This window comes from Pseudomonadota bacterium (assembly GCA_039193195.1).
Lineage (GTDB): Bacteria > Pseudomonadota > Gammaproteobacteria > Steroidobacterales > JBCBZW01 > JBCBZW01.
Genome location: JBCCWS010000043.1, coordinates 43,265 through 51,586, shown reverse-complemented (window position 1 = coordinate 51,586; position 8,322 = coordinate 43,265). Strand labels below are relative to the sequence as shown.

The window sequence follows — 8,322 nt, the reverse complement described above, 5'->3', positions numbered from 1 at the left end:
CCTGCGCTGTGGTAACGTCGTCCATTGGAAGGCCTTCTTTGTGTCCGAAAGTGCTGTGTCGTAACACCTTTCTAACACATCGAGGGCCTTCTTCTCTTTTGGCTCATGAATAATCCAGGCTAGTGTCCTGAGTTAGAAGTTCGTTGATGACTTCGCGGCAACTTTTCGCCCCGGCTCGCCATCCAAACAGGCAACGAAGGCACGTGTTTCGCGGTTCCGGGCGCGGCTGGTCAGTGTCCATCGCGACGGACTATCCTCCTCACCCTAATGAAGTTTCTGTGGGGGCAGACTCATGAAGGTAGCGTTCGTGCACCGCTGCACCGGTCTCTCGCTGGCGGTCGGCTCGCTAGCCGGGCTCGCCTTAGCGCTGCAGTCTCCGGTCGCCGCGGCCGCCATCACTCTCGCTGCACCGCAGCCGTTCCTGCTGGCGGAGGCTGACCTCGAACTCACCCTGAGCGGCGGCGGGGCCGGCGCGCGCTACGTGGTGCTCGCGTCGTCCACACCGGCGGCCATCAGCGCTGGCCAGCTCGGGTCGCTCTACCTTGCGCCCGGCACCTTTCGTATCCTGGGCAGTGGTTTGCTCGACGGGGCAGGTGCTGCGCAGGCAGTCTTCCCTGCCCCCGAAGATCTCAGCGCTGGAGACCGTCTCTACGTGCAAGTGCTGGAACTCGCGGCCACGCGCAGCTTTAGCAATTCGGTGGCCCTGCGCCGAGAGGATGCGCTGCCGATCGGTCAACGGGCCTCCCGCGCTCTGGCCCTTACTTCGGATGGTAGCCGCGCCTACGTAGTCCATGAGGTGGATGGCACGGTGACGGTGGTTGACGCAAATGCCAACGCCGTGCTGGCGGAGCTGCCCATCACCACCGGCGCGCGAGCCGTTCCCTACCGGGCCGTGGATGTGGCCGTGAGCCCGGACGACGAGTACGCCTACGTCACTAGTGCCACGGCGGACTTCATGACGGTGATCGAAGTGGCCTCAGGATCCGTGGTGGCGGAGGTGCCCGTGCCGCGCGGGTCGCGTCGCGTGGGCTTTGACTTCTCAGCACCGAACTCGCGGGTGTACGTGACCAACGATGTGGCTAACGCAGTGCTGGTATTCCGCGTGGACGGGCCCGGACGCTACACGCGCCTCGCGAACGTGCGCGCCCGTGGACAGCTCCCGAATGCGTTGCTGGTGCTGCCGGACGGCAAGCTGCTGGTGGGCCATCGTGTGCTCGGCGAGCTGGAGCTGCTCGATCCGGCACTGCCACCCGCGCAGCAATCGCTCGCGCGCACGGGCATCGAGGGCGTGCCCTTCGAACTCACGCTGGCGGAGGACGGCGACGTGCGGGTGGCCACCTTCGTGCTGTCGCGGGCGCCTGGCGTCGAGGGCGCCAACCAGGTGCTGCGGGTAGATTCGCAGACCTTGGACGTGCTCGGCGTACAGCTCGAAAACGTGGCGACGGATTACAAGGCGATGGCTGTCGACGGCCAGCTGCAGGTGGTCGCTGCCACCGGCAACGGCGTCACGGTGATCGCCGATCTGGCCGGGACGGTGCTCGATATGGTCGATCTGGCGCCCGGGCAGCCGAACGCGACCCCCGAAGACGTGGAGTTTGTTTTTGCTGCCGACGGCAGCGCCGAGCGCCTGTACGTGCTCGACTTCTTCCGCGAGACAATCCGGCCCATATCGCTCACCGGGGGGCCGCCCTACGCGCTCGGCGAGGAGATCGCGTTGGCCTGGAGCGGCCAGCCACGGGTGCCTTTCACGGCCGAGACCTCTGATATCGAGGACGGGCTTTATCTGTTCTCGAGCGTTGGGCTGATGGGCGGAGACGCCCAGAACACCAACCTGGTGACCTGCCAGAGCTGTCACATCGACGGCGTATCGGACAACCTGCCACGCTCCCGTCAGGTACCGACGTTTTGGGGCATCACGCAAACGGCCCCCTACGGCGCCACGGGCGGGCAGGCGGATCTCAGCGTGGTCAACGGCAACGCCATCATTCGCCACAACAGCACCGGCGATCCGGCGATCGTCGAGAACGCCCAGGCGTTGTTCGAGATTTGGCTGGAGGTATTCCAGCCGCCCACGAGCGTCTTCGTCAACGCCGACGGATCACTCACCGACGACGCCCTGGCAGGCAAGGACATCTTCGAGGCGATCGGCTGCCAGCAGTGCCATGAAGCGCCCCTGTTCATTCCGGTGGCGCCCAATCCGCTCACGATCGAAGAGGGCATCGGTACCGGGCTGGCACCCGCCAACGTGCCCAGCCTGCGCGGCGTCTGGGCCACGGCGCCCTACATGCACAATGGCAGCAGCCTGACCCTGCGCGACGCGATGCTGGATGTGTATCCCGACCTGGTCGGTGGCCTCACGGGCCAGCAGCTCGACCAGCTTGTGGAGTACCTGAAGACGCTATAGCGGGCTACTCTAGTGAAAGCGAACGGATGGAACTGCCCGCTCGATGGACGCGCGGATTCCCTTGGCGAGCTGAATTGCCCGGCACCGCGCCAAGCGTGCGCCTTCGAGCGTCCGTATCGTGGGCGACTATCTGGCTGATCGATCGCCCAAATGCACGAGCATCGTTCAGGCGTGGTAGAAGTCCTCGCGAATGATCTTACCGTCTTTCCAGGTTTGCACGGCAACTTGTTTCTGCACAACGCGCTCACCCCCCTTAGGCGCCATATCAAAGGTCCATTCAATCGCAGCCTTGTCGCCATCGACGATCACCGCGCCAAGCGTGACTTCATTAAACTCGTAGTTGTTGACAAAGTACTCTTCATATTCCCTATTGACGGCCTTGCCGACACGCTCGTCAGCACCGTTCTCACTCATGACGACGTCATCCGCGTAGTACTCGTCGAAGGTGCCTAGAATGTCGCCCCGCAAAATACCATCAACCACTGCCTGAACCAGAGCTCTGGTGTCCATGGGTTGTCCTCGTGTTGTGAAAACCTGCCACTCGCCTCGGTCCGGTGCGCGCACCAGTCGATGGCGCCCGGGTACTAGTCTAGTGGCCTGTCCCAGCAGTTTCGAAAGTGCTGGGACATGCCACTAGTCTATCGAGATCGATGTGGATGCGATGAAAAAGGTGAATCGACTTCTCACACCGTAGCGGCAACGTTCGCCAGATGGCAGCCCCCCCAATTCGCTGCGCGAGTGAACCGCATCCCGCTGATCTCGAAGTCGATGAAGCTGCCGGGGACGGCATCGGCTGTCGAGGACTCGGTGGCGGATGATCGGGGCGCCCGAGTGGCGGGTTCGCGCTACACGCGGGAGTGGCAGGGCGGTGACGCCGTAGCGGCGCAAGGCTTCAGCGGCCAACCTCCTGCCAACTACTGAAGCGATCACAGCCTGAGCCTAGTGGGCCGCTTGGTAAATTAGGTGACGCTCAGCGAGTAGCACGGGCGCCATCGCGGCGTTGCATCGCTTGCCAATGCGATGCCATTGGCTGCGCGACGCGCCTTGCTGACGCTGCCCCTACGCAGACTGAGCGCTACCTCATTTACCAAGCGCCCCACTACGCGGTCTGCGACGCGGCGACAGTAGTGCTCACATCCGAGCGATTCGTCACCAGCGTTCCCAGCAGCCACTCCTTTAGCCTACGCCTCGCCCGCGACACTGATTGAGCACTCTCGAGACGGTAGGAGATATGCGCTACCTTAGGCGGGAGGCTCACCTTCGCGCCTTCGGCGATCAGGACCACCGTCCTTGCGGCGACCGGGCGCGCAAGTGCGGTTTCAAGCTCCCAGGCCACACCATCGGTTAACTCGGTGACGTCGAAGACAACCGCCGATGCCGAGTCGAACCGGTCTATCACCCAGGGCTGCCAATCATCATCTGGCGCCACTTCGGTCATCGCTTGATTCGCTACACTCGTAAAACGCAGCAGAGCGCTACCTGGCTGCGTGCGGTGAACGATCGCGCTCAAAACACCATAGCGATGAACTTCTTTCGCCACAATACGGCCGAATGCGGTAGGCCCTCCAGCATAGGAGAACGAACGAAGGTAGAGAATAGGGCTGGACAGACCTTCGTTCACCACCTCGTATCTGAACCAAAGGTAGATGATGTTGAGCGGGTAGGCACCTGCCAGCAATAGAACGGGAAGAGTCAGTCTTCGCGCGAGCCTTAGGCGGTGTAGCAGGCCGGTGTCGGAGAACTCGGCTTTCTGAACGCCAAGGTGCGGTGAAGCCCAAAGGAGCACGCCCAATACGACCAACGGGTCCATCGCGATTCGCGCGACGACCAACCCCACGGTCGAGGTGGCCTCGAGCCACGCGATCCCCATACCCAAAACGCCCACTATGGCGATTGCCCACTTGTTTTGCCGACTGTGGTTTGGTCGAAAATGAAGGAGCGGTGCGATCACCAGGGCACCGAGGGCCAGAAGTGCGCCCGAGCCTCCGGCACCATTCCTATAGGAAATGAAATACGCCAAGCATGCCGCGGCAATCCAAAGGAATTCGTACTTGCGCTTGCGGTTGTGCGCGGGCGTCAAATGACTCACCAAGGCAATCAGAAAGCAGGCGAGTCCAATCAATATCGACACACGAATCGTCGTCAGGACTGCTGGCGCGCAGCTCTCAAACGTGCGGCAGTGGGAGCTAGGGTCGATCCAGAACCAGAGCCAAACGCTGAGATTCGCAACGCTAAGACAAGCAATCACGCCCACCGCCAGTGGAGCCCGGACGGCCGAGGCGGGATTGCCTTGGCCTTGCTTAACGCGCGGGGCGCGATTCCACCTCTTTCCGATCGTCACCTCGGCCGCTCTTGTTATCCACGCCCTAACGCGCCCGCCGCGCACCATTAGCGCGACAAAGAGGACGAAGAATGCTAACAACGCGAGAAGCATCCACTCCGCGACACTACTGCCAAACAAACCCATCACCCGTGTACTCCCTTCAGTCGTGAGCCGATCGACCGGATGAGTCGGCTAGCCTATGGTCTATCCGTGTCCCTACGAGCACCGTTGACTGTAGAGTGCCGGCAAGTGGATTCCATTCGCACGAGCCCCGTTGAGCAGCGGCATAGCACCGGTAGCGTTGTGAGGTTCGTCCGCTCGACCCGAAGTGGGAAGGCGCAGACGTGAGCCTGATACATGGATCCCGTAGCCGGATCGTAAAGGGGGCGATCGGCGATGGCGTATCGGTGGGCGCTGCTGGGTTCTCCGTGGACATCCGATCCGCGGCATGTCGCCACCTCAGCAGCCAGGACGATGGACCGAACTGCGGCCTGGCGCCTTGGCGGCGCCAAACAGCCTTTCCCGGACGTCGCTGTGCATGGGGCGACCGCCCGCGGCCCGTCCCGCTCCCCTGTCGTGGGCCCAGGGGAGCGCGAGGGCCTTCTTTACATCTCGGTTGGGGCTATCGCCACGGGCACGACACGCAACGGTCGCGTCGTTCCCTATCGCGCAGTGCCGGTGATCAGGACGCGTATGGCCTCACCAGGGCGCACGTCGAAGCGCGCGCGCCGGCAGTCCCAGATTCCGTCGACCACGGGCCAGCCCACGACACTGGGCCGAGTGAGGTTGACACAACGGGCAGGTTCGGAGATGTCGAGGCCGGACAGGGTGCCCTCCAACAGTTCTGCCGATGCCTGCGCCGCGCCGGCAGCGATGACCAGCCGGACGCGGTCGCCAGGGGCTGCAGAGAGACCCGCGGCCTCGCAGTCGAGGGCGGAGACAGGCTCTCCGGCGCCCACCACCACGACCGTTTGCGGGTCCGTAAGGTTGTCGCAGCGGGCGGTAACGTCGTTGAGCCCGACCGCGGTGGCGCCGATCGGAGCATCCGCGGTGTCCAGCACCAGTCGGGCGAAACCCGGCGTCTCGTCAGACGCCCCGAAGAGCGCCTCTCGGAAGACCTCGTTGTCGTCGAAGGTCGGCAGTGCCCCGCCAAGCGCGACGAGTCCGTCCGCTTCGCTCAGCAGCTGCACAGCTTCGTCGTTTAAGGGCACCGTGAGTGTCCTGTCGACGTCGCGGCGCGAGGCGACTGTCTGCCCCAGCGAGATCCCGCTAGCGAGGTCCGCGTACGCACTCTCACCGCCGGTGCCGTCGACCAGCACCTCGACGGGCGTGTCCACGGTAAAGACCTCGAAGGTCTCGACCCCCTCGTCAGTAACCAGACCTCCCAGGTCCGGAACGTACAGGCGCAGGCGCGCCCCGGTGATCGGCCGCGGGATGCCTGTCGGGTCGAACACGAAGAAGTTGTGGAACAACATGGCGCCGTTCTTACCGACGATGTAATTCTCGTTGTCGACGGTGTGCTCACCTTCCGCGGAGTACCACCCTCGGTCCACAGAAGGAAGATCCACGGCTAGGGCCGTTGCGGCGCTCGACACGAGCGCGATAAGAACCCACTTGCGACCAATCATAGCGACCTCCCTGACAGCTGCGTTTCCTCACGATAATAGTCGTTCGGCTAGGAAAGTGTGCGTGTCGCCAGATCGATGGCCGCTCGCGCCGGCCCGGACGGACGCTCACGACGGGGCTCAGCGCCGTCAGGCGGCTCTCAGGGTCGGCACCGCCCAGCGCAACCACTTGGCCCACGTCCGATTTCCTTACCTGGCCGTCGCTCAGATAGACCGAGACTCAAGAGCGGCAGTTCGCCATCGGGCGCTTTGCGTTGCGCAAAGCGCCGGGGTGAAATCGAGTGACTACCGTCGAGTGCTTCGGCGCTCGTATTCCTCGGGGAGACTGTCGGTCTCGGGGAGCTCGCTTGTGGTCATGATCGGTCCACCGCGATTTCCGGGATACGGCCTCTGGGCTATTGACAGGACAGGCGTACGGTAACCCAAAATCGGCACAAGGCGCCTGCGATTTCGCCGCCGACTCCACCGCCACTTGCCACCAGTGCGCCGCTGGCCATCAGGGACTCAGGTGGAAGACACAAGCCGGTACCAAGACCAACCCAACGAGTAATCGATGGTGCGACTCAGAGCTGAGCGTTCGGTGCTACACGATGGCGCGAAACGGCTCCGACACGTGTGGGGTCTGCGAACACGCCTGTGGCCGTATCGGCGGACAATCCGCATTCGCTCATTCGCCGAGCTGCAAGCCCGACTGCTTCGCGACGCTGAACGCACTTTCCGCCACCATTGGGAGAATTCGCAGACCCACAGACCGTTGACGCGCTTCGAGCTCGGGGCAACCGGAACGACGGAAGTGCCCAAGTATCTCTTTCGTGGCGAGCCAGCCGTGTTTCCCTCGACCGTTTCCAGCTGGGGCCGCATGCAGGAGGGGAAGATCTTCACTGCGAATGAATCCCACGTGATGACGTTGCTCACAGAGCTCGCAACCGTGGCGATCAACGTTTACGTTACGGATCCCTTGCGCGCGATCGGGTGGCCGCAGCACTACGGGTTTCCAACCTACTTTATAGATGTCACCAGCGACCCGTGCGTGGCGATGCACTTTGCAGCTGCGGGTGCCTCACCCAACCCGCGAGTCGTGTATCGAATCGACCTCGAAGCGATCGAAAGGAAGGTGTATGGGAAGGCAGGTAAGGAAACGCCGCTGATGGCGGCAGCGCTAGATGGGCTCGGTCACGCGAGAGCGGCACGTCAGCGGGCGTGGGTGATCGGACGACGAAGCGAGTCTGCGTACTACGACCTTCAAGCGTGCCCCCACGTGAGCCGACACACCGTGCGCTACGAGGTTGGCGATGCCGATGCCGCGGACTACGTGCAACCCGATCTGCTAGAGGCGGACGATGATCGCCACGCGACTTGGCCTCTTGCCATTTTGAGGGCGATTAAGTTCTGCTACGCGGGCCCACTACCGGCACGCGTCGTCGAGTGGATCTGCCCGCGTGTCCCATTGTTCGACCCCACGCCAGCCAAGGTGACGTACGACGATCAGGGTCGGGGCCAAGGGGTGCTCTTCCTGTCCCCGCGTGACGCGGAGAAACGTGGGGGAGGCCCCTACGCTGTGTCGGTCGATGACGCTATCGCCGAACTCACCTCAAATGAGGTCCGGGTCCCTAACGGCCTGGTCGTCGGCATTCCCACCGGGGGGCCGGCGGGGGAAAGCCGGTGGATTGAGCCCGGCGATGAGTTCGAGGCTGCCTGGCTGAACCAGTTGCACGACTGGACCCGCAGGCCACTCCCCGGCCGCGTAGCATTGCGCTGAGACTAACGGGCGAAGGCTTCTCCCGCGGCTCCGCAGGAGCGCCCGCTCAAGTTCCCGCTGCTCAAAGGTAGATCGCGATCCCGTGAGGTGTACCCGTGGCCAAGTGCTCCTATTGGCGCATAGGTCGCTTGTCTCCACCGCCCACCCAGTAGCTGTAACCCCGCCCCCACCGACGTGGCAAATATGGCTGGACTTCGGCGCGCCAGCGACG

General features: G+C 63.3%; 6 protein-coding genes. 3 read left to right on the top strand and 3 right to left on the bottom strand.

Translation table 11 applies throughout. The features are described from left to right. Positions 1–292: 292 nt before the first annotated feature. On the top strand, positions 293–2,404 hold the full coding sequence (locus AAGA68_22545) for a beta-propeller fold lactonase family protein (protein MEM9387850.1): 2,112 nt from the start codon (positions 293–295) through the stop codon (positions 2,402–2,404). A 165-nt stretch (positions 2,405–2,569) separates the two neighbouring features. Here the strand turns inward: AAGA68_22545 and AAGA68_22540 are convergent, their stop codons facing one another. Continuing rightward, positions 2,570–2,914, bottom strand: a complete 345-nt coding sequence (locus AAGA68_22540; GenBank protein MEM9387849.1) for a nuclear transport factor 2 family protein — start codon at positions 2,912–2,914, stop codon at positions 2,570–2,572. A gap of 228 nt (positions 2,915–3,142) precedes the next feature. Here AAGA68_22540 and AAGA68_22535 point away from each other — a divergent pair, with 228 nt between their 5' ends. Further along, the gene (locus AAGA68_22535) at positions 3,143–3,325 is read left to right on the top strand and encodes a hypothetical protein (protein ID MEM9387848.1); all 183 of its coding nucleotides are present in this window, start codon (positions 3,143–3,145) and stop codon (positions 3,323–3,325) included. A gap of 178 nt (positions 3,326–3,503) precedes the next feature. On the opposite strand, the gene AAGA68_22530 is transcribed toward AAGA68_22535, so the two are convergent. After that, positions 3,504–4,874, bottom strand: coding sequence for a hypothetical protein (locus AAGA68_22530; GenBank protein ID MEM9387847.1), 1,371 nt, complete (start codon positions 4,872–4,874; stop codon positions 3,504–3,506). A gap of 515 nt (positions 4,875–5,389) precedes the next feature. After that, positions 5,390–6,355: a hypothetical protein gene (locus AAGA68_22525; GenBank protein MEM9387846.1), complete on the bottom strand. Its 966-nt coding sequence runs from the start codon at positions 6,353–6,355 to the stop codon at positions 5,390–5,392. 790 nt (positions 6,356–7,145) lie between these two features. Between AAGA68_22525 and AAGA68_22520 the strand changes: the two genes are divergently transcribed. Next, positions 7,146–8,111 (top strand): FRG domain-containing protein, encoded by a 966-nt coding sequence (locus AAGA68_22520; GenBank protein MEM9387845.1) that lies wholly within the window; start codon positions 7,146–7,148, stop codon positions 8,109–8,111. Positions 8,112–8,322 lie beyond the last annotated feature (211 nt).

Bases quoted from the DNA above. Each gene is read 5' to 3' on its own strand.
- AAGA68_22545 (MEM9387850.1), top strand. From the start codon at position 293: ATGAAGGTAGCGTTCGTGCACCGCTGCACCGGTCTCTCGCTGGCGGTC.
- AAGA68_22525 (MEM9387846.1), bottom strand. From the start codon at position 6,355: ATGATTGGTCGCAAGTGGGTTCTTATCGCGCTCGTGTCGAGCGCCGCA.
- AAGA68_22540 (MEM9387849.1), bottom strand. From the start codon at position 2,914: ATGGACACCAGAGCTCTGGTTCAGGCAGTGGTTGATGGTATTTTGCGG.